The organism is Brakhagea baltica, assembly GCF_052161605.1.
Classification (GTDB): Bacteria; Planctomycetota; Planctomycetia; order Pirellulales; family Pirellulaceae; genus JBKCUI01.
In genome coordinates, this window is sequence record NZ_CP197409.1 from 5,731,355 (window position 1) to 5,752,935 (window position 21,581).

The following is a 21,581-nucleotide window of genomic DNA, read 5'->3' on the forward strand; positions in this document are numbered from 1 at the left end:
CGGCTCTACCGCTTGGCAAGTGCTTGCTCGCTGGCTCCTGAAAGTTCTTTGTCGGCGTTTCGATCGATGTCGAGTTGGGCTAAACGGACAGCTTGCTGCTCACTCTTTGCCGTTTGTCTTTCTTTCGATGGCTTGATCAGAGCCAGCCGATAGCGTTCCTCGAGATGCTTTTTATCAAGCCGCTCGGGATCGTACTGCGTCCAAGTCTCGCGGAAGAGTGGGCTGCGTATCGACCTCACGATGGCTTGATCCGAATCGAGCCAATCTACGTGATACTGATCCGTTGTGGCGTTCCAAACAGGTCGTCGATTCAGAGACTCGCGATCTTCGATCAAGCACCAGGCTCGAACACGGAATTGTCCGGTACTCGCTAGACGTTCATAGAAGATCACTTGATCGTAAACGTGTCGCCCTTGTCGATCAAAGAAGTGATTGAGTTCGATCATATCGACCGATTCCGATACATGACCCATATCATGCAATCGGTTGTTGGAACCTACGAAAGCCAACAAGATAAAGAAACTGGAAACCATGACCGCAACCTCTCATGCTAAGGCCATTGCGAAACTTAGACGCATTAGGCGTTGAGAGCGATCAACCAAACCGCGAATCGTGACGCGGAAATTGTTCCAGACAACGTTGTGTGTGAGAGCTGGCCTGGAACCAATTGGGGCCGGAGAGAGAAGTCCCGTGTCACATCTTCAGACGATCAAGCAATTCGATCACCTCACTACTAACGAGCCACCAAAGACAAAATAAAGGGACGGCCTGCTCGCAGTCGCTGACTGCATGCTACAAGCACTCCGCAGGTCATCTCATAACAAATCTTCGGACCTTAACTCAAGCTTAATTCAGCGGAAATTTGGTTTCAAAGAAAAAAAGACGCGATCCGCTATTTCGCTTGCACTACTCTGCACATCGCTTGCACTCGAAAAACTTACACTACCATGAGTAGTATTCTCTGATGCCGCTGGCGATTTCCCCAGGCGGTACCTCAATGAATCCGTCCGAGCGACTAAGGGATGCGATATCTCCTGAGCCTTGGCTCGGGATAACATACGCGTGCCCGTCGGACAATAACCTCACCAATCGAAACCATGTCAGGGCAATCGTCTTGGCGTCGTCGCACGTGGCTTCAACTTTTTGCGTCGCTTGCTCGGATTCTATTCCTGCCACGTACATCAACAATGGCAAGGCATATCGCCGCCATGTCACAGCAACACTGAGTGGATTCCCTGGCAAGCCCATGATCAGCTTTCCTGAACTAGTTGATGCGCCCATGAGAGGCTTGCCGGGACGAATCGGAATGCGGTGAAATAGGATTCGTCCTCCAACATTCTGAACAGCTCGTGGCACGTAATCGGTCTCCCCCATCGATACGCCACCCGTTAACAAAACGGCATCGGATTCTTCTAAGGCTTGTCGCAGGTGTGTTTCAATCGCGTCGAGCGTGTCTGGAACCTTTCGTCGTTGAACTGATACCCAGGGGTATCTTTGCAATGCACCCTCCAAAAAAGGACCATTGGAGTCCCTGATTTGCCAGTACTCTAGCGGCTCACCGAGTGGAACCAGCTCATCTCCGGTGTTGAGAATGGTCACGCGAACCTGCCGATAGACTTGGACCGCATTCTGATCCACAAAAGTCGCGATGCCCGCCAACGTCTGAGGGCCGATGACAGTTCCCTTGCTCAAGATCTCGTCACCCGTGCGGGCATTCTCGCCACGGACGCGAATGTTGGCTCCCGATTTGAGCCGACTCACAGCAGGTTCGAACGAGACCAAGCCCTGCTCCTCGCAGGTATCTTCCTTGCGAACCACCACCTCTGTTCCGGGAGGCACGACCGCTCCCGTCAGAATGCGAATCGCCTTGCCCAGCTCGAGTGGTACTGGTTCACTTCCCGCAAAAATCGTCGTTTGGACCTGTGGTTTACTTGGCAAATCGCACATCCGGACTGCATACCCGTCCATGGCGGAGACATCCGCCGCCGGGCTATCTCGTGATGCAAGAACAGGTCGGCTCAGCACTCGCCCCTGCGATTGGGCAATCGATAATGGCTCGTCATCTACGATTCGTAATGTTTCTCGCAATTCGAGCAGTTTGGCTTGGATGCTGGAAACAACCGGTAGGTCCGTCATATTAATCGCCGTAAAACTAGGTTATATTGTTCGTCGTGTTGGATGAATGTGAGGTTGGAGCTGCCGCACAAATGACGTGGCAGCTGCTCCGATCACACCCGCTAGATTGTATCCCTCCCCCTTCCTTTCCGCATCTGTTAATACCAAAGGGCACCACTCATGCGTCGTCGTTTTTTGTCTGCATTGTCGACCGTATTTTTATCAACACTCAGCGTTGCCATTCCATCCTCGATTAACACGACGGCTTGCGCGGACGGACCAACCGATCGACCTTTCAAAACGCCAGAGACGAGTAACACCACAGGGCATCTGGTCCAAATCATTGACAATGGGATTACCCTTCCCGTAGCTGTGGTTCGTGGGACTCCCTACGAAATGGGGTTCCAGTTGGGACAACTTTTCGGTGAGCAAATTCGTGGTGTTGTACCCAGCTTGGTGGAGTCGGTTAGCCAGGAAATGGGCTTAACGACCAGCGATCTTCAAGAAACATGGGCTCGCACAGCAGCTTACGGCGACGATCGCCTCGAACAAGAGCTGACCGGTTTGGCCGACGGGTCTGGAGTAAGTCTCATCACCCTCCAATCGATGCATGCCATCCCTTTGTTGATGCCTTATTCTTGTAGCAGCATCGCAGCATGGGGGGACGCTACCGTAGATGGCCACCTGTACCAAACAAGAAACTTGGATTGGAACATTAATATCGGTGTGCACAACTACCCGATGATTGTTCTGTATATCCCGAACGAAGGTGTTCCGCATGTGGTTCCCTCATTCGCTGGGATGATCGGTGCTCATACCGGTATGAACGCTAAGGGAATCGCGCTCTCGGAGATGGGAGATGCCTCCAAAAAAGAAGCCCCCTACCACGTACATGCTCCTCACTTCACGTGCTTCTTCCGAACGATGCTGTACGATTCGCAAAGCTTGTCGGATGCCGTTCGAATCTTTCGTGCCCAACCGCAAACTAAACGTTATCACTTCGTGTTCGGTGACGGGCAAACCGAATTGGGGGCCGTCAAGGTACGCACTAATGCCTCAAAACCAACTGCGACCGAGATCGAGGTTTGGCAGGACAATGACAAGACCGATGAGTTTTACCCGAACGTCCTTTCCTGCGTCGTTTACAACGATGAGGGCCGCGGTGCCTTTCCAACACTCAAATCCCAATCTGGCAAATTGGACGGCCCGAAGCTGGTAGCGTTGGCGAATCAAATCCCGATCAAGGGAGGAAACGTTGAAAACGTCGTGTATGATGCAACCGCTCTTCGAATGTGGGTGTCGTATGCCAAAGGAAGCGAGGAAGCCTACAAACGGCCTTACGTTTTCATCGATCTGAAAAAGATCGACGCGAATGGAAACGGGGTTCCTGATTTGGAGGAATAGACGATAAACTGCGTCTCCCACTCTTCTTCACGAACTGCTGACCGATCACCTCCATGCTATACGAAGCCAACTCTCTTGCTATCGTTGTTTTTATCGCGCTCGTCGGTGCAACGTTAGGTTTCAGTTTTTGGCTAGGAGCCCGAGCCAAGTCCAGTCAGGCCTACTTTGCAGCCGGTGGTCAAATCCACTGGTTCGTCAACGGTATCGCCTTTGCCGGTGACTACCTCTCCGCAGCATCCTTTTTGGGGATCTGCGGCATGATTGCGTTTTATGGCTTTGATGGATTCTTATACTCAATTGGATATTTGGCGGGCTGGATCGTCGCGTTGCTCGTGATTGCTGAGCCCCTTAAGCGACTCGGGCGGTTTACCTTTGCTGACGCTCTCGATAGCCAGTTCCAATCGCGTGGCATCAAAGCTGCGGCGGGCGTGAGCACTTTGATCGTCAGCATGTGCTACCTCATTCCGCAAATGGTCGGGGCGGGGACTCTTATCAAGCCACTACTGGGGCTTGAGTATTGGCACGGAGTGGTATTGGTCGGTGCCGTAGTCGTCTTGATCGTGGTTTCCGCAGGCATGGTAAGCACCACGTACGTGCAATTTTTAAAGGGTGCCCTTTTAGTCGTCTTCTCGTTCTTACTGACGGTTTTGATTTTACAACGAGGTCTCACGGTTGCACCTCCTGAGGAGCTAGGGAAAACGCAAGTTCTCGAGAAGAGCAATGGAGTCACACTCATCGACGGAGTTCCGTTCGGTTTAAAGAAGGGTGAAGCCAACGTCAAACCGGTCGGGCGATTAGCAAAGCTACCGGATGGGCTGGGAAATGCTGACGAACGGCAAGCGACGGGCCCATTGGGACCTATCGCGTTTCTGCAAACCATCGCCCATTCCGAAATCGAAATCACCCGCGAGAAGAAAGAGCTGACGGAAACCGGGGAGATCAAGAGGTTCGTTCCTGTGCGGGTTACTGGTTCCGAAGTGCTCAGTCCTGGGAATCTACCTTCCTTTGCAGGCATCCGCGGCGATAGCTGGATCGCCAAACTCGATTTCATTTCGCTGATGCTCGCGTTGTTTGCTGGCACCGCATCGTTGCCTCATATTCTTATTCGGTACTATACCGTCAAAGACCAAGCATCCGCCCGCAAGAGTACGATAGTCGGCATCACATCGATCGGCTTCTTCTATGTTTTGACGTTGTTCATCGGTCTAGGTGCCATGGTTAGCGGCACGCTCGATCCATCGGATACGAATATGGCTGCACCCTTGTTAGCAAAAAGCTTTAGCAATCTCCTCTTTGCTGCGGTGTCCGCGATCGCGTTTACCACGGTGCTCGGAACGGTCAGTGGCCTGATCGTGGCAGCCGGTGGAAGTGTCGCACATGACATCGTAGGAGGTTTCTTCGGAGTCCAGTTGTCGGAACATAATGCGGTTCGTGTGGCCAAGATCGCTTCGACCGTCATTGGGGTCGTTGCCATTCAATTGGGCCTCGCATTCGAAGGAGTCAACGTTACGTTCTTGGTCGGTTGGGCATTTGCGATCGCTGCTTCGGCCAATTTGCCAGCCCTTTTGATGCTGCTTTTTTGGAAAGGGACCACTAAACAAGGACTTATCGCCGGGATATTGACTGGTGTATTGGCATCTTTGGCATGGGTTATTGTTTCGCCCGACATGGTAACGAAATTGTTTCAATGGAGTGCCCAGGACGCTTGGGTTCCTATGAATCAGCCCGGTCTATTTACGATTCCCTTGAGCTTTCTCGTCATCGTTGTTGTTTCCAAGCTCACCCGCAAAACCACTTTAATGTAACGCGCACGAGGTAACCACTATGATCGAATTCAACAATCGACGACAATTCATGCAGATCGGCGCAGCGGCCTGTTTGGCTTCTGTTGGAGGTGGCCATCTATTCGGTGGTCCTGCCGAGCGAAAGAAGATCGCCTTTTTAGGGACAGAGGTAAGAACCCATTCTCATTCGCAGCATTTTCTAGACAGGCTAGCGATGGGGTATGCTTACAACGGGCAGTGGGAGCTACCTAGGCTCGACATTGCTTCGGTTTTTATCGATCAACATCCCGAAAACGATTTAACGCCAGGTAGATTAGATCGCTATGGATTGCAATCTTATGACACCATCGAGGATGCATTGACGTTGGGATCTGGCAAGTTGGCTGTCGATGGAGTCGTCATTATTGCGGAGCATGGTGATTACCCTGTGAACGACAAGGGGCAGCGAAGATATCCACGTTACGAGTGGTTCAAACGGGTCGTCAAGGTTTTCGAAGCCAGCGGTCGCTCGGTCCCGGTTTTTAACGACAAACATTTATCGACGGAGTGGAGCGAGTGCTTGGAGATGGTCGAGGACTCCAAGCGTTTGGGATTTCCCTTTATGGCGGGATCCTCTTTACCGGTGACTTGGAGGTTACCGATGATTGATATGCCGCATGATGTGCCGCTGCGCGAGAGCGTATGCGTGTGTTATGGTGGCATCGACAGTTACGACATCCACGGTTTGGAGACGGCCCAGTGCATGTCGGAGCGACGGCGAGGAGGTGAGGCAGGAGTGGCCAGCGTCGTTGCGTATCGAGGCGAATCGCTATGGGCCAAGCTTCGCGAGGATGGTTACCGAGACACGCGGCGTTTGATTGAGGCCGCATTAAGAAGGAGCCATAATTTGCCTGTAGAAACGGGTTACCCGACCCATCCGGTGGATTTTGAATGGGCACAACGGACCTTGGCGAGCTCGATCGGTTACATCATTGAGCATGTGGATGGCTTTCGAACCACAATGTTGTTATCGCCGATACGAGACTTCAATTATGCCGGGTTGAGAGCGGACCGGGATGAGATCGTATCCTGTCAAATGTATCTTCCGATGCCAACACACGGATCCACTACAGCAGATTTCTTCACTCCGCTGGTCCGTCACATTGAAGATTTGGTTTTGACGGGCAAGCCCCCCTATCCGATCGAACGCAATTTGTTGACATCGGGCATGGTGATCGCGGGAGTCAATTCGCTTCATCGCGGTTCCGAGGTCATCGCGACTCCGGAGATGAAGATAGCTTATAAGGTAGGCAAGGATTCAACCTTCTGGCGCGAGTAAATTGGAGACTGCACTTATTGGGAAGCCCCCTACTGCGAAGCAGTTTCACAACCTAGCCCGGGGTCGCGGAGCGCACCCCGGGTCAACGAACAAATGATCGGCCAACCCCAACGGGGTTGCACACAGGCCCATGTTGAACCCCGTTGGGGTTCGTTCTATAAACCAGGCACGGTATCCCGGGGTGCGCTCCGCGACCCCGGGCTTTGATGTTTGACCGCTTCGCGGTTGATAATGTATTTGTGCCAGCCATGTTTTGATGCTCTTCGCACTTCTGCACATGGCTTTTCAATTAGTGCCACCCAATTTTTGTTGCGGACCGGTTGGAATGCCGATGTCATCGTCGGCGTTGGTTCGTCTGTTCAACACCTACGGCGTTGATCTTAATTCGACGAGGAAGAAAAGGGGACGGAGGAAGAAAAGGGGACGGGGGAAGTTTCATTAACGCTTTCCCGCCATAATGCCTCTTTTGGAGTTGATCATGCCACGACAAAAACGAGTCGATGAGGCCGGAGTCATTTACCACGCCATCAATCGCGAGAGTTGGGAGGGACACGACATGTTTGCATCGCGGCACGTTAAATTTGAGGGGCTACAAAAATGCAACGTCCGGAGGTGTTTACACCCTTAGGATATTCACACCGCTAGAGATAAGAGAAACGCAAGAGGAACAATGATCGACTGTTTTCAAGCTAACTCTTGTGTCACTCTCATCTCTCGCGGTGTAATCCTGCCAACCCTCCGGCGTTGCGGGATATTCTGGGACACAGCATTTTTACCGTTTTTATGGATTGGACCGCCAGGCAATTGGTAAAGGGCAAACGAGGAGCAACCCCAGCAGATGCCGCTCCCATTTTCCTGCGACTAGGTTTGACGGAAGAGGTGTGGGGCGAGTTAGTACGGGACTTTGGCAAGCTCTTTCAGTGCGGTGGCGGGTAAACCGAGAGTGATTGACTCGACCAGGAGCCCTCGGCGGCAACAGCGTTACAACACCCGTCCGCGTACGCGGGAGCTTCTTTCGAGCTAGCTTGTCGCGTTGCGGTAACGTAAGCCATGCACATATAGCCCGCGAGTCCGTGATTTTCTTTTGGCTTTCCGACAAGAGCGGGGAAGCGGTCTGTTCTCAAGGTCCGCGATTCCTGTATTCCTCTGTTATCGAGCTTCGCAAGAGCGATTGTTTCTGAAAGAAGTAGTCCCGATTGAGCACCGACCACTTTCTTGCATGTCATCATCATGGCAGGTACAATTCGACGGTCGATGAAAATGCTGTGTCCCCCATGTGCTTTCCAAGTTCCAGCGGAAACCGAGCCAGCGGCAAGGGGCTTTTGGAGTTAAGCGGTGCTGGGAATATCGAGTTGTTCTCCTGCGATCCGAAACGCAATTTCAGAGCAGCATTATGGAGCGAGCAACTTTAGCGTCACCCAGGCATCCCACTTCTAAGCTCATACACCATATTCCAAAGTCGGTCGATTTCGCCTCGTTCGATTACTTCCATCGGCTTGAGGCCGTCAAACGCATCATTCGGCTCTTGAAACCAATTACCCAGCGAATCCACTTCTGCAACATCGCCGAGTGCTTCCAGCAATCGATAGACTTCATTGTAGGGCCTCTTGAGCTTTTCCGCAGTGTCCGTTTCTGACTCTACCTTTGCAATCGTCCGTTCAGAGACATTCACAACGCGACCAAAGAGAGGCCGCGACATACCGAGTCGATCCCGCAATTCGAGCTTGGATTCACTTCCTAGTCGGAGCAAGCCCTTGCCCTTGAGCCCAGGAATCGCCTTCGATTGGACGAGACCCGATGCTTTGGCGGCAACCGCCTTTCTCGCAACTCTCGCTGGCAGTGCGTCTTTCTTAGACGAGGGAACTGATTTTCTCGTTCTTGTGGTCATGTAACATGCCTCCTGGTTCAGCGGCGGTTCTCCAAATCCCCCTATGAAACAGCACGTTTAGCTCGTGCAGCTTATGCAGATTTGCTTTCGATTCTGGCCGCGATTGCTGTATTCCCATGGAATCGTACTTCGCAGGACTAGATCAAGCCCTCGGCTGTCGGCACTCCTGTAGGCTAGTTGGATGGTCCGAAGTATTTTTTAACGATCCACTCGGGTTGCCATTGATCGGGCGGTCGCTTCTGGTCCGAGAAATCAAACGGCGGGGGAGAAACACTTTTAGAAGACACTTCTACTTGGTCGTTCATAGTCCCTTGCCATCGTTGCATCAATTCGAGTAGCCGAGCCACATCGGATTGCCGCTCGGGCTCATCGATTAGGTTTCTCGTTTCGTTCGGATCTTGCTCCAAATCAAAGAGTTGTAAGTGCTGAATCTTGGGATAGGCTATCAATTTCCATCGATCATCTCGAATGGCTCGCTGTATCTTTAGGTAGGGAAGAAAGATGCTGTCTCGAACCTCGGACTGGGCATCAGCCAACACGGGAGTGAGGCTCTTGCCAGCCAAGTTGTCTGGATAACCTATGCCAGCAAGCTCGCCTAATGTTGGGAACACATCCAGCAGATAGGCAAAGGCATTCGTCGACTGATCTGCGGGAATGCCGGGCCCGGAAAGTATGAGGGGGACGTGCATGCTGTGCTCGTAGACGTTTTGCTTTCCCAGCAAACCATGGCTGCCCATGGCCAAGCCATTATCCGAGGCGAATACGATTATGGTTTCATCCCTACGTCCGGTTTCGTCAAGCGCTGCGAGTATCCGTCCGATCTGTTGATCCATGTGGGTGATCAATCCATAGTACTCGGCGATTTGCTCTCGAATCATTTTCTCTGGCCTCGGCCAAGGGGCCAGATTCTCATCGCGTAGATTCTTGAGCATGCCGTTATCAAAAGGGTGCTGGGGGGTAAAGTTTGCGGGTAACGGTGGCAACGTCTCATAGTAGGGGCCTACAAACTCGGCAGGTGGTTGGCGGGGATCGTGCGGTGCGGTAAAAGCAACGTAAGCAAAGAAGGGCTTGGTCGAGTCCGCTCGATTCAGGAAATCGATCGCGGCATCGGCAAAAAGAACGGACGAAAACGATTCACCGATTCGCACGTCCGACAAGGCACCGTCAGGCAAGAGGTCACATATCGGCACCTTGGTGTGATCAGACATTCCACCGAACATAATGGACTTGCCCGACTGAAAGGCACGCAGCCAAGAGTCTCGTCCATTATGCCATTTGCCTGTGCGAAACGTTTGGTACCCCAACGAACCGAACCATTCCGGCATGAGCATTTCGTTTTTGAGGTTTTGCGTATCAATGTGCATCCACGATTTCGCGGTCAGCAGCATCGCTCGACTGGGAATGCAGACGGCACCGCTATTACCTCCTTGGACGTAGCACCGGCGGACGCTGGTGCCACCGCGAATCAAGGAATCGATGTGCGGAGTGCTGATATGAGGATTGCCATAAGCAGCGATTGCATCGGCTCGCATATCGTCTGCAAACAAGAACAGCACATTCGGTTTCCGAATATCTGCCCCCTGTGCGGAGCCAGTACACGCGGGATTCACCATCGCCAGAAGGGGCAATAACATCCACCAAGCCACTGCAATTCTTCGTCCCATAGCTATTCCTTTCCGTTCTAGAGTTGTATGCTAACTATCATACTGCACGCGGGGGATGCGTTTTTATAGGCTCCCGATTTTCAGCGTTCTGGACTGTTCACTTCGTAGTTATGAATCCGACACCTGTATCCTTGAAAACCACGGAAAATCGCTCTCTTGAAATGGAATGGAGCGATGGAGTTCGCCTCAATTATCCCTACAAAAAGTTGCGGGATAGCTGCCCCTGCGCCACGTGTCGAGAAAAAAAGCGTGCTCAGAAAGATAAACCGAAGAATATTCTCAGTATTTTGTCAGCAGAAGAAACAGTGCCTCTAGCGATTGCGGCGATGCGACCAGTAGGAAATTACGCCTACAACATCACTTTTTCCGATGGACATAGCTCAGGGCTGTATACAATAGAGTTATTGCGGTCGTTGGGAGAGCCCATCGTCGCATAGATTTATTGCTGTTTCCGATTCCTGCTCGAATAGGTTTCGCTTGAGTCCTATTCTCCGAATGTCTGAAATGATCCAAACTGCAATCGAACGCGTCCATCGAAATGAGCGGACGGAGGAATTGTTGTTGGTGGGATGGTGTGAATCGGTATCGTTACCTGGGTTGGGAGTCGAAGGGCTAACGGCAAAGCTGGATACCGGTGCCGTGATTTCTTCGTTGCATGCAACCCATATCGAGTACTATTCTAAGAAGCGAGTTGACTACGTTCGGTTCCGCACGTTTGACCAAGCGATGGCCCCCACGGACATCATCCGATGTGAGGCGAAGCTTGTTGATCGCAAAAGCATCCGCAGCTCGAATGGAAGTGTAGAAATTAGACCGGTTGTCGAGACTTCGTTATTCCTAGGCGGTTTCGAATGGACAATTGAGTTGTCCCTCAACGATCGATCCAAACTGGAGTGCCCCCTCTTATTAGGTCGATTGGCGCTTCAATCAAGATGCTTGATCGATTGCTCTCGACGGTACGTTCTCAGTACTGCGCTCGATGTCAGTCGCTAGATTTTTCTTATAGGACTTAATTGTAACCACTAAATTCGCGCGTACGTTCGTTTCCAATTCGCGATAGCGATACCGAGAATCATTCGAACTCCGTGCAAGGCTAACACCAACCCAACGGTGGCATCGATAGCCAATGGCCATCGAATCCTAGCAATCCCACCATTCGCCAACGACTGTACCGTCCCCTTCCAATTCAGGAATTCGAAGTACAGCACTGATGGCCCGAGTACAACAGCGAGCAAGCCAGCAAGCATCCAAAGACCGGGATCGGTTCGCCACCTACGTAAGCGCAGTCCATAGATTCCCATTGAGAACATTGCAAAGCCTGAGAAAAAGCCAAAGCCCCAACCGTTAGGCAAGCGGAATTGTAGGACCATCAAGCCAATCCCCAGAGCCAGGAACACTCTGCTGCTGGCAACGAATTGATCTAGCTGAGAATCTCTAGGAAGTAGCATATTTCGGCTTCGATCTTACCACGAACCGGCGACAAGCTTCATTGTAATGGATTCTATTGGGTAATTATTGCGATGGGTAGCTGTTCAGCTAATTGACCTATTTTGTGGAAATGCCCCACGGGAATATCTGTGACTGGGGCCGCAAATTCGCTTTCTTGCTGCCATCAACCATTAGCGATATACTGCTATTAAGGAGTCAGGAGATGAATGAAGCCGATTTACTCACGAGAATATCAACGAATCCCGCAATTCTTGGCGGAAAACCCGTGGTGCGAGGCACCCGGCTTTCTGTTGAGTTTATCCTCAAGTTGCTTGCTCACGGAACGAGTTCGCAGGAAATCCTTGAAGAGTATCCTGGGTTGCAAGAAAGTGACATTCAGGCCTGCTTGCTGTTCGCTTCAAGATCCATTGCAAACACTTCGTTTATGCCATTGGTCGCGGAACCGGCATAAATGAGGTTTTTGATCGCAGGCCTAAGTAGCGAGAAACGTAAGGTTCACCTGGGCAAGCCAAGTGCATTATCCGTTAGTAGTTAATCAATTGAAGAGAAAACCTCCATCGCAATATGCACCCACGCATCGGCGGATTTTACTAGCGCGAGCCGTAGCGATCTCGTCTCAAAGTAATTTAACGCGACCAAGGGGAAGTAACAAAACGATGCTATAGAAATTGCAATCAATGCTGCTGCGCCAAGCTTCTCGAGCGATCGCTGCCAATCACAAGCATAATAGGCAAGGAGAATTCCAATGGGTAATAGTGGAACCATGAAACCCAAAATCATGCAACGCTTCACTCGTAAATTTCCGTGCTTGAGCCATTCCAGGACTTTTTCGTTGTCTGTCAGTAGGCTGTATAGATGGCAGAGCTAGGCGGTCTTTTCGGATTTTTTTAACGGCTATACCGGATCGGTTGCTCGGAATCTCGTCTACTGCGATCGAGGGAGGGCAACTGGGGGGGCCTGGTGCATGCTCTTGGCTTGTTAACGATCTGGCTTAAAGGGACGGGCTTCGTTTACACCACTCGCCATAGGGCAATCGAAGCTTCGCGACTCGCTTCATCCCACGGGACATGTAAAAGTGAAGGATTCGTTCTGACAAGGACATTCGATCTGCAAGAAACCCAAGTTTCTCGATAACTCGGATCGAGCGACGATTGCTTGTAAATGCACAGGCTACGAACTCGATATCGTTCCTTGTGGCAAAACGCTTCTGGAACAGTTGTTCTAACGCCTGAACCATCAATCCTTGCCCCCAAAACTCAGGACGCAAGTTCCAACCAAGCTGAATAACGAGAACTCCGTTTTTCCTCATGGAGCAGGCCTCTGAGATATGACCTGCAACGCTACTATCAACCAAAATAGTCGAGCATTTAAAGCCTACAGCAGGAATCTCAGGACCAGGTTGGGCAGAAGACACATAGCTTCCGGAAATCTCAAAAATCGACGGCGCATACTGCATTCCACGCAACCGTGGGTCCCATCGCAAACGATCGATTTGTGTCGCATCTTCTGCCGTCGCATCGCGTATGATCACGGAACCTGGTTGCCGGGCATCTCTTTTGAACAATGCATTCCCTTGGTATATAAGGAGTCGATAACCTGGCTACAAGTGTTGCCTGGAGCCCATGAAAAAAGCCCCTACATTTTTTTGCCCCACTTCCAATCCAGTATCTCCGGCATATCTTCGCCGTGTTCCGCAATGTATTGTTTGTGCTCGATGCGTTTATCACGTAACGCCTGCTTTGCATACGCTGCACGTCCACTCAAGCCCGGTACGCGATCGATGACGTCGGCCACCAAATGGTATCGGTCGATGTCGTTCAGCACACACATATCGAAAGGAGTGGTCGTCGTGCCCTCTTCTTTGTAGCCACGCACGTGCAGATTTGTGTGGTTGGTTCGGCGATAGGTAAGCCTATGGATTAACCATGGGTAACCGTGGAACGCGAAGATAATCGGTTTGTCGGTTGTGAAAAGTGAGTCGAAATCGGCGTCGTTCAAGCCGTGTGGATGCTCGCTCGTTGGTTGTAACTTCATGAGGTTGACAACGTTGATGACGCGCACCTTGAGTTCCGGGAAGAACTCTCGAAGCAGTTCTACCGCTGCCAACGTCTCTAACGTCGGCACGTCGCCACAGCATGCCATAACGACGTCTGGCTCGCCATCTGAATCGTTGCTGGCCCACTTCCAAATACCGATGCCTGCCGTGCAATGCTTGATCGCTTCATCCATGGTCAGCCACTGGGGAGATGGTTGTTTGCCCGCGACGACCACATTGACGTAGTTGCGGCTCTTGAGGCAATGCTGCGTCACGCACAAAAGCGTATTTGCGTCAGGAGGCAAATAGACGCGTATGATTTCGGCCTTTTTGTTTACAACGTGATCTATGAAGCCGGGGTCTTGATGGCTGAATCCGTTATGGTCCTGCCTCCAAACGTGGGACGACAGCAAATAGTTGAGGGATGCGATCGGACGCCGCCAAGGAATATGGCTACATACCTTGAGCCACTTGGCGTGCTGGTTGAACATCGAATCGATGATATGGATGAATGCTTCGTAGCAACTGAAAAATCCATGGCGACCGGTGAGCAGATAACCTTCTAGCCAGCCCTGGCATTGGTGCTCAGAGAGAACTTCCATGACCCGTCCATCGGGTGATAGATGATCATCCTCGGGGTAGATGTCGGCAACGAAACAACGATCGGTTACCTCTAAGATATCCTGCCATCGATTGGAGTTGTTTTCGTCGGGACTAAAGACGCGAAAGTTCTTGCTATCCAGATTGAGTTTCATCACGTCGCGAAGATATTGGCCCTGGACACGAGTCGCCTCGGCTATCGTTGCTCCGGGACTGGGTACGTCGACCGCGTAGTTCTTAAACTCCGGCAAACGAAGTTCCTTTAGCAGTTTGCCCCCGTTGGCATGCGGGTTCGCGCTCATGCGTCGTTCCCCTTTGGGAGCTAGCTCGGCGATCTCTGGCTTTAACCGCCCCGTTTCATCGAATAGTTCTTCGGGGCGATAGCTTTTCATCCATTGTTCCAGGATCTCGACATGGCCGGGCTTACCCATATCCCCCATCGGCACTTGATGGCTGCGCCAATAGTCCTCGCACTTTTTGCCATCGATCTCGGCTGGGCATGTCCATCCCTTAGGGGTGCGGAAAACAATCATTGGCCAGATCGGTCGCTTGACCGTTTTGCTGGAAGCCGTGGTGGAGCGAGCCTCGGCCCAGATCTGCTTGATCTCGGCGACCGCTTGATCTAGTACTGCGGCTAGCTCACTGTGCAGCTTCTCCGGTTCATGACCTTCGACGAAGTACGGTTTGTAGCCGTATCCCTCGAACATCTTTTGTAACTCTTCTTTTGGAATACGAGCTAGGAAGCAGGGATTCGCGATCTTGTAGCCGTTGAGATGCAGAATAGGTAGAACACAACCATCGCGAGCGGGATTGAGGTATTTATTGCTGTGCCAGCTGGTTGCGAGGGGACCGGTTTCCGCTTCGCCGTCCCCCACAACGCAGGCGACAATCAGGTCCGGGTTGTCGAATGCTGCTCCAAAGGCATGAGATAGCGCATAGCCGAGCTCTCCTCCTTCATGAATCGACCCGGGAGTCTCGGGGGCGACGTGGCTTGGAATGCCACCGGGAAAACTGAACTGCTTAAACAGCTTCTGCATACCCTCTTCGTCTTGAGTAATGTTGGGGTAAACCTCGCTGTAGGTGCCTTCCAAATAGGACAGGGCAACCAAAGACGGTCCACCGTGGCCGGGCCCGGTGATATAGAGCATGCTCAAATCGTCGCGTTGAATCACACGGTTGAGATGGACATAAAGAAAATTTAGTCCGGGGGACGTTCCCCAATGTCCGAGCAGTCGCGGTTTGACGTGCTCTCGCTTCAAAGGTTCTCGAAGCAATGGGTTCTTGTACAGGTAGATTTGCCCAACGGACAAATAGTTCGACGCTCGCCAGTAAGCATCCATTTTGGCAAGCAACTCTGGACTCAGTGGGTTCGACATTTTATCCCTTTCGTTTTGGGGTAGGCTCTCGCACCGGTGAGCATATCTGTTCAGCCACTTTTTTCAACCGGCAGTAGGTGGTATCCAAGTCCGTCCCGTTCGGTTTCGACTGGCTACCCATAATACGCATGCTCCGAGAGCTAGCGACTATTATCTCAATGGAAAATGGTGACAAAGGGGCTAGGCCCGAAAACCTCATTCAAAGTCGCGAGTTCCTGCCTAGCACAGATTGAGTCAGTCCGATAAGGTTTGGATTGGCGAAGCACATCGTGAGGAATGCAGGAAAAAAATGTTGCCCACTGTCGAAACGATCATACTTATCGGAAGCGTGTTGCTTTTGCTGGGGATACTCTCCAGTAAATTTTCTGCACGTATGGGGATGCCGGTTCTGGTCATGTTCCTCGGACTAGGAATGCTAGCAGGTTCCGAAGGCATCGGCGGGATCATATTCGAGGATTACAGCCTTTCCTATGCGATCGGTACACTTGCCCTGGCTCTCATCTTGTTTAGTGGTGGATTATCAACACCCTATCATGCGGTGCGGGACGCCTGGAAACCAGCGTCTGTTCTTGCGACTGCCGGAGTCTTCGTCACAGCACTCATTACTGGATTAGCGGCTGCTTGGATATTGAAGATCGACCTAATGCAGGGTTTGCTCTTGGGCAGTATTGTTGGCTCAACCGATGCAGCCGCTGTGTTTTCAATACTCCGAACCGGTGGAGTCCATTTACGTCGTCGACTCTCAGATACGTTAGAGGTGGAGAGCGGATCGAACGACCCGATGGCCATCTTTATGACGGTCGGGTTGATCCAGATTTTAACGGGTCAAGTTAGTTCTCCGCTAGGACTCTTGGGATTGCTGGTTTCTCAAATGGGGATCGGCCTCGTTGCGGGATTAGCTATTGGATACATTGCGGTCTGGGTCATTCGCAATATTCATCTCGATACAGCGGGCTTGTATCCTATCTTAGCGACCGCGTTCGGCTTGCTCTCGTTTGGGCTCGCTGCTGATTTAGGTGGCAGTGGTTTTTTATCTGTCTACATAACAGGGATGGTGATTGGTAACAAGAAAGTCGTGCTCCAGCGCGGCATTGAGATGTTTCACGATGCTGGGGCGTGGATGGCGCAGATCGTAATGTTTATCGTGCTGGGCTTGCTCAGCTTTCCCAGTCGGCTGCTGGCGGTTTGGTTGCCTGGCCTGGCGATTGCGGCCGTGCTACTGTTTTTCGCCCGACCTATCGCAGTCTTTCTGTGCTTGTGCCGTTCTCGATTTTCATTTCGAGAGCAGCTCTTTCTATCTTGGGTGGGGTTAAAAGGGGCCGTTCCGATCACCCTCGCGATCTTTCCGCTCCTCTCGAATATTGACAGCTCGATCAAGATTGAGAGCGCCAAGATTATTTTCGACGTTGTCTTCTTCGTGGTATTGGTTTCAGCGATCCTCCAAGGCTGGAGTTTACCATGGTTTGCACGTAAGTTAGGTTTGGAATCGCCAGCCAGAAAAATACCGGCCGTTACACTTGAGATAAGCTCCTTGAAAGATGTCGAGGGAGATATCGTGGACTACTTTGTTGATCCAGAGTGTCGAGCCGCCGGCAAGATGATTCGTGAACTAGCCCTGCCGGAGGAGGTCGTCGTCGCTCTAATTGTTCACCACCAAAAAATCACCCTCCCGAAAGGAAGCTCAATAATCGAGCCAGGCGATCACGTCATCGTGGTGCTCCGGCCCCACGTGCGAGCGATGGTGGATCGGATCTTCTCTCGCCCCAGTGCTCGAGAAAAAGAAAAGTCCTGGCCGGTTTCTTCCGAGTTTCCTTTGCGAGCTGATATGACAGTCGGAGATCTAGAAGATTTTTACGATATCAAATTAGATGTGGAACGAGAAATTGGCCTTGGTGAGTGGCTACGTGTGCAGATCAAGCGTGAGAGGCTTACCACGAATGAGTTTGTGGACAGGGCCGGGCTACGATTGAGAATAATCAGCTTGGATACGAGTGGAGTAATCAGTTTGGTAGGCATGACCTTTCTGCCCGTTGAGCAGCCAGTCTCAACTGCTGAATCTACCACCGCTGAATCTACCACCGCAGAATCTACCACCGCAGAATCTACCACCGCAGAATCTACCACCGCAGAATCTACCACCGCAGAATCTACCACCGAGGAATCCTCCACCGAGGAATCCTCCATCGAGGAATCCTCCATCGAGGAATCCTCCACCGAGAAATCCTTAGATAAGACTGCCGAACTGTAGCGCGTTTTTACCAGCAGCGTTCGCTAAGCGATTCACGACGCCTCGTACGGTTTGAACAGCCTGTTTTACTTCGTCTAAGGTATTGTTGTGTGAAAAGCTGAATCGCAACCCGCCATTGACAACATCCATCGGCAATCCCATTGCGACTAGAACGTGTGACGGTTGACTGGATCCGCTAGCACACGCCGATCCTGTGCTGCACGCCAGCCCCTCCAGATCTAAAGCGACCTGGATCGCTTGACGGTTCAATTCGGGAAAGGCGACACTGCTCGTGTGCGGAAGTCGATTCGCGCTGGCTCCAACGATCATTGCGTTGGGAACGGATTCTAAGAGTAGAGTTTCAAACGTGTTTCTCAGCGAACTCAAGCAAGCCTTTCGGTTTTCAATATCAGAGAATCGTTCTACTGCATTAGCGAACGCGTCGGCAAGAACAGGTGGCTCTGTGCCGGGTCTCAAGCCGAGCTGTTGGAAGCCGCCAAAGAGTTGGGGGCCTATAGAAACCCCATTTTTCAACACCAAAGCACCGACACCTACGGGGCCATGCAGTTTATGAGCTGTGATCGTCATGGCGTCCAGCCCGAGTTGTTCGAATTGAGTCGATTCTTTGCCCAGCATTTGAACCGCATCGCTATGAATCAGTACCCCATGTTCACGGCAGAGTTGGGCAGCCTGCTGGATCGGCTGAATCACACCCGTTTCGTTGTTTGCGGCCATAATCGAAACGAGTGCAATCGGATCGGAAGCTGCCCTCTCAAGCAATTGCTTCAGCAGCGACAGGTCAACGACTCCATCGCGACTAACGGGCAACCGGTGAACCACGCGGCCTTGGCTTTCGAGCTTCTCAGCCGCCCCGAGGACGCTCGGGTGTTCGATAGCGGATACAACAATCGCCCCGGGCTTTTGTTCTGCCAGTCCGAACACGGCGAGATTGTTCGCTTCCGTTCCACCACTTGTGAAGAGCAACTGGTCGGACGACATGCCCCGCGTGCACGCACCGATCTTGGCCAGGATTCGATCGCGAGCACCCTCGACAAGCTGTCGCGCGACGCGTCCGAACCGATGCTGGCTGCTGGGGTTGGCAAGTCCCTGCCGATACAGCTCGAGCATTCGCTCGGCGATGTTGGTATCGATCAGGCTGGTGGCGTTGTTGTCGAAGTAAATCATGAATAAAACCGACGCGACGGGGCTTTCCCCTTTTTGTTCTTGTTCGAGAGAATTGCGACAGGTGGGGCAGGCTGTTTCCACACGTTATAAGTACCGAATTTCCCGTTCTGGGCAATACAGGAAGTTTGACAGGAAATTCGAATTCAAGCCACTAAATGTCGCAAAAAACCATCTAAATCTTGCGCGTCTTCGCCAGCGGGGCTCCTTAGGCTAGAATGCGAGGCCGCGCTAACGATACCCGAATCAGAGGGTCGCCTAGGGAGGGATGGGCTGGAATCAGGCCGAACAGTTTAGACTCGCAGAGGTTTTCTACGGATGGCAAAAAACAACAAGCGATTTGACCGCGATGGAGACAATCCTAAGAAGTCGCAGACACCACACATTCTCGATCGATCTCCCCCTTTTGATTTGGCGGCGGAATCTGGTGTGCTGGGTAGCTTGCTACTGAATCCCGACGTCGCCAACGAGCTGACCCTCGTTCTGCGAGACAGCGATTTTTACGATGATGCCAATCGAAAAATCTACTCGGCCATGATCGAAATGTTCGACACGGGACGAAAGATCGACGTAACGCTGCTTGTCAGCGAGTTGAAAGCACGGGGCGATTTCGATTTGATCGGCGGTGCCGCTTATTTAGCGAAACTCGCCAATAGCGTGCCTAATGCGGCTCACGCTGTCTACTACGCGGAGATTGTGCGAACCAAAGCGACTCTCAGACGCTTGATCGATGCCTCGACCACGATCTTGAACGAAGCCTACGACGAAACATTCGATGCCAAGGAGCTGGTGTCGCAAGCCGAGCAGCGGATCTTTCAAATCCAAGATGAACGCAACGCGAACTCGGCTGCTCAAGTCGGTGATGTTTTAAAGACCGCCATGGAGCGGATCGATTTGAGGATGCAAGGGGTGCAGCTCAATTCTGGGGTAATGACCCACTTTACCGATTTCGATGCCATGACAGGCGGGCTGCACGATGGTGAGCTTATTATTCTGGCAGCTCGTCCTAGTATGGGTAAGACGGCCTTTGCGATGAACATCGCCGAGCAAGTTGCCATGAGAGAGAACGCACCGGTTCTCTTCGTAAGCTTGGAAATGAACGCGGTGGAATTGGTGGACCGGCTCCTTTGTTCGGTCGCCAAGGTCAATGGCTCTCGATTGCGTGTAGGCACGATCTCGCAAGATGACCAAAAGCGATTGATCTCGAGCGCCGCAAAAATTGCAACTTCTCCGCTCTACATCGACGATGCCCCCAGTCGTACCGTCAGCGAAGTAGCCGCTGTCGCTCGTCGTATCACGCAACAAGAGCTTCGAAAGCCTAACGGTCGGAAGCTGGGGCTTATCGTCATCGACTATTTGCAGTTGCTCGAACCTGACAACCCAAAGGATCCTCGTCAGGAACAAGTGGCAAAGATTGCACGACGTCTCAAGATGCTCGCACGGGAACAAAAGGTCCCCATTCTGTGCTTGTCACAGCTCAACCGGCAGTCGGAAGAAGGCAAGGACCACAAACCCAAGCTAAGCCATCTGCGAGAATCGGGAGCTATTGAGCAGGATGCCGACGTGGTTATGTTCGTTCACCGGGAGGGATACTATCATCGCGGCGAAGATGCCGAGCAGTACGCCGGTCAGGCGGAAATCATCATTGCCAAGCAACGAAACGGCCCGGTCGGTGACGTCGAGATGATCTGGGAAAAGGATTACACTCGCTTCCTCAACAAGGCCCCTGAACGTCACGAGGAATTCAGTGCCTACAGCGATTTCTCCACCCCCGGCGGGTACTAGTTCCACGCTGGGCGGGAGTATCCCGCTCTGATCGCCACCGCGCAAGCCGTGCGTAATGTAAGCGTAATGGCGCAAGCCATACGGTGTCTCCGGCAATGCGAAGCGAGCCGAATTGGCCTTTGGAGAAAGCGGGGGGAGCCAAAGGGAGACGGAGTTCACCGGTTGAACTGATGGGCGGTGAGGGTGCTGGAGCCCTACCGTACGTCTAGCGCCGTTACGCTACCATTGGCATCGCAACGCGATGTTGATCCGCGAGGCGGCTCCCGCGACAACATGAAAGATGGTCATTCCATCTGGAAAACTGCCGCTACTTGGTTTCTTCCATTTCGCGGATGTACGCTCTCAACCGCTCGAGCTCATCTTCGGTCCCCTTGAGCTTGAGCATGTTTTGAACCCGCTTGTGTAGCTCGAGCGAGTTGACCGGCTTGGAAAGGAAGTCATCTGTTCCAGCCTCGACGGCTCGTTCGATATCTCCGAGTTCACTCAAAGCTGTTACCATCAGTATCATGATACAGGAGGTGGCTTTGTCAGACTTAAGCTTTCGACAGACCTCGAAACCATTCAGTTTTGGCATCATGACGTCGAGCAAGATCAAGTCCGGTCGAAAGGTCTGCACCTTGTCGAGCGTATCCTGCCCATCGACCGAAAACTCGGTTTCGCAATCAATCTTTGTAAGCAACGCTTCGAGCAACTCGCGGTTTTGCGCATTGTCGTCCGCAATTAAAATTCTTGGAGTGGCCACGATTGGGAACCT

Annotated in this window: 19 protein-coding genes; 9 read left to right on the forward strand and 10 right to left on the reverse strand. The window is 52.1% G+C overall.

The window, feature by feature from the left end; translation table 11 throughout:
* Positions 1-5: 5 nt before the first annotated feature.
* Both SH449x_RS22255 and SH449x_RS22260 read right to left on the reverse strand, forming a co-directional pair.
* On the reverse strand, positions 6-533 hold the full coding sequence (locus SH449x_RS22255) for a hypothetical protein (protein ID WP_482378284.1): 528 nt from the start codon (positions 531-533) through the stop codon (positions 6-8).
* A gap of 409 nt (positions 534-942) precedes the next feature.
* Positions 943-2,136: a molybdopterin molybdotransferase MoeA gene (locus SH449x_RS22260; protein ID WP_482378285.1), complete on the reverse strand. Its 1,194-nt coding sequence runs from the start codon at positions 2,134-2,136 to the stop codon at positions 943-945.
* A 159-nt stretch (positions 2,137-2,295) separates the two neighbouring features.
* Between SH449x_RS22260 and SH449x_RS22265 the strand changes: the two genes are divergently transcribed.
* From SH449x_RS22265 to SH449x_RS22280, 4 genes are all read left to right on the forward strand, one after another.
* Positions 2,296-3,519 (forward strand): C45 family autoproteolytic acyltransferase/hydrolase, encoded by a 1,224-nt coding sequence (locus SH449x_RS22265; protein ID WP_482378286.1) that lies wholly within the window; start codon positions 2,296-2,298, stop codon positions 3,517-3,519.
* A 53-nt stretch (positions 3,520-3,572) separates the two neighbouring features.
* Entirely contained in the window at positions 3,573-5,324 is a 1,752-nt protein-coding gene (locus SH449x_RS22270) for a sodium/solute symporter (protein WP_482378287.1), read from the forward strand.
* A 19-nt stretch (positions 5,325-5,343) separates the two neighbouring features.
* Positions 5,344-6,621: a hypothetical protein gene (locus SH449x_RS22275; protein ID WP_482378288.1), complete on the forward strand. Its 1,278-nt coding sequence runs from the start codon at positions 5,344-5,346 to the stop codon at positions 6,619-6,621.
* Between the two features lie 783 nt (positions 6,622-7,404).
* Entirely contained in the window at positions 7,405-7,557 is a 153-nt protein-coding gene (locus SH449x_RS22280; RefSeq protein ID WP_482378289.1) for a hypothetical protein, read from the forward strand.
* 478 nt (positions 7,558-8,035) lie between these two features.
* On the opposite strand, the gene SH449x_RS22285 is transcribed toward SH449x_RS22280, so the two are convergent.
* Positions 8,036-8,509 (reverse strand): hypothetical protein, encoded by a 474-nt coding sequence (locus SH449x_RS22285; RefSeq protein WP_482378290.1) that lies wholly within the window; start codon positions 8,507-8,509, stop codon positions 8,036-8,038.
* Positions 8,510-8,682: 173 nt separating this feature from the next.
* Positions 8,683-10,173 carry a sulfatase family protein gene (locus SH449x_RS22290; RefSeq protein WP_482378291.1) on the reverse strand — a complete coding sequence of 497 codons (1,491 nt, stop codon included), beginning with the start codon at positions 10,171-10,173 and terminating at the stop codon, positions 8,683-8,685.
* A gap of 110 nt (positions 10,174-10,283) precedes the next feature.
* On the opposite strand from SH449x_RS22290, the gene SH449x_RS22295 reads away from it, so the two are divergent.
* Together SH449x_RS22295 and SH449x_RS22300 are read left to right on the forward strand one after the other, a co-directional pair.
* Entirely contained in the window at positions 10,284-10,610 is a 327-nt protein-coding gene (locus SH449x_RS22295; RefSeq protein WP_482378292.1) for a gamma-butyrobetaine hydroxylase-like domain-containing protein, read from the forward strand.
* A 67-nt stretch (positions 10,611-10,677) separates the two neighbouring features.
* Complete coding sequence (locus SH449x_RS22300; protein WP_482378293.1) at positions 10,678-11,166, forward strand: ATP-dependent zinc protease family protein; 489 nt, start codon at positions 10,678-10,680, stop codon at positions 11,164-11,166.
* 29 nt (positions 11,167-11,195) lie between these two features.
* Here SH449x_RS22300 and SH449x_RS22305 read toward each other — a convergent pair whose 3' ends face one another.
* A complete protein-coding gene (locus SH449x_RS22305) occupies positions 11,196-11,621 on the reverse strand; it encodes a hypothetical protein (RefSeq protein WP_482378294.1) in 426 nt (141 codons plus the stop codon).
* Between the two features lie 203 nt (positions 11,622-11,824).
* On the opposite strand from SH449x_RS22305, the gene SH449x_RS22310 reads away from it, so the two are divergent.
* Positions 11,825-12,073 (forward strand): DUF433 domain-containing protein, encoded by a 249-nt coding sequence (locus SH449x_RS22310; protein ID WP_482378295.1) that lies wholly within the window; start codon positions 11,825-11,827, stop codon positions 12,071-12,073.
* Between the two features lie 80 nt (positions 12,074-12,153).
* On the opposite strand, the gene SH449x_RS22315 is transcribed toward SH449x_RS22310, so the two are convergent.
* From SH449x_RS22315 to SH449x_RS22325, 3 genes are all read right to left on the reverse strand, one after another.
* Complete coding sequence (locus SH449x_RS22315) at positions 12,154-12,402, reverse strand: hypothetical protein (protein ID WP_482381846.1); 249 nt, start codon at positions 12,400-12,402, stop codon at positions 12,154-12,156.
* 211 nt (positions 12,403-12,613) lie between these two features.
* Positions 12,614-13,186 (reverse strand): GNAT family N-acetyltransferase, encoded by a 573-nt coding sequence (locus tag SH449x_RS22320; RefSeq protein WP_482378296.1) that lies wholly within the window; start codon positions 13,184-13,186, stop codon positions 12,614-12,616.
* Positions 13,187-13,257: 71 nt separating this feature from the next.
* The gene (locus SH449x_RS22325; protein WP_482378297.1) at positions 13,258-15,633 is read right to left on the reverse strand and encodes a phosphoketolase family protein; all 2,376 of its coding nucleotides are present in this window, start codon (positions 15,631-15,633) and stop codon (positions 13,258-13,260) included.
* A 289-nt stretch (positions 15,634-15,922) separates the two neighbouring features.
* On the opposite strand from SH449x_RS22325, the gene SH449x_RS22330 reads away from it, so the two are divergent.
* Entirely contained in the window at positions 15,923-17,881 is a 1,959-nt protein-coding gene (locus SH449x_RS22330) for a potassium/proton antiporter (protein WP_482378298.1), read from the forward strand.
* Here SH449x_RS22330 and SH449x_RS22335 read toward each other — a convergent pair.
* Positions 17,858-19,045 carry a cysteine desulfurase family protein gene (locus tag SH449x_RS22335; protein ID WP_482378299.1) on the reverse strand — a complete coding sequence of 396 codons (1,188 nt, stop codon included), beginning with the start codon at positions 19,043-19,045 and terminating at the stop codon, positions 17,858-17,860. The genes SH449x_RS22330 and SH449x_RS22335 overlap by 24 nt on opposite strands.
* 315 nt (positions 19,046-19,360) lie before the next feature.
* On the opposite strand from SH449x_RS22335, the gene dnaB reads away from it, so the two are divergent.
* Positions 19,361-20,827 carry a replicative DNA helicase gene (gene dnaB, locus SH449x_RS22340; RefSeq protein ID WP_482378300.1) on the forward strand — a complete coding sequence of 489 codons (1,467 nt, stop codon included), beginning with the start codon at positions 19,361-19,363 and terminating at the stop codon, positions 20,825-20,827.
* A gap of 307 nt (positions 20,828-21,134) precedes the next feature.
* Here the strand turns inward: dnaB and SH449x_RS22345 are convergent, their stop codons facing one another.
* Positions 21,135-21,572, reverse strand: coding sequence for a response regulator (locus SH449x_RS22345; protein ID WP_482381847.1), 438 nt, complete (start codon positions 21,570-21,572; stop codon positions 21,135-21,137).
* Positions 21,573-21,581 lie beyond the last annotated feature (9 nt).